The 601-nt window shown below is 38.6% G+C and carries 1 protein-coding gene; it reads right to left on the reverse strand.

Annotated elements, in window-relative coordinates; all coding sequences use genetic code 11:
* The coding region (locus FFR48_RS28335; protein ID WP_162501998.1) for a hypothetical protein at window positions 1–601 on the reverse strand (601 nt) is incomplete at both ends.

The raw sequence follows: 601 nt of genomic DNA on the forward strand, positions 1-601 counted from the left end.
CACTATAACCCTGCATGATCAAATAATAATCACCTTGCTCTAACCAAAACTCTGCATCAGAATTTAAGTTATTGGCAGTAATATATTGACCATTAGTGTTATAGAGAATCCAAGCATTGGTTGCTGACTGTCCATCAAAATAAAGATAGGTACGCTCTGTTAAACTGAACCGATAACCAACACTGCCTGCGGCTGACTCATCAAACGTTCCTGTAATATCTGTATCGAGATTAATAACCGTTGCATCGGCTTTATCTAACAAACGGAACTTGTAGTTACCTGTAACACCGTAACCATCTTGATCCCGTCCTCCATCAATGACTAATTTATAAGTTCCATCAACAGCAAACACTAAACCATTATCAGTTCCGCGATCGCCTCGACTATCATGTTGCCATAGCAGTCGTCCCCTCGGATCGTAAAGGTAAGCATAAAAGAAATCACTTCCTAAACTATCAAAAAATAATTGTTGTCCTGCTGTGGCTGTAAAGGTATAAGTATCCTGTTCACCTTTTTCACTGATATTGCCACTAACAATATTACCGATAGTTAAAGGAGTTATCGCTGAAACATCAGGAGTAATTAAACGCAAGCTATAAGT

Source organism: Sphaerospermopsis reniformis, from assembly GCF_005402885.1.
In the GTDB taxonomy this organism is placed as follows: domain Bacteria; phylum Cyanobacteriota; class Cyanobacteriia; order Cyanobacteriales; family Nostocaceae; genus Sphaerospermopsis; species Sphaerospermopsis kisseleviana.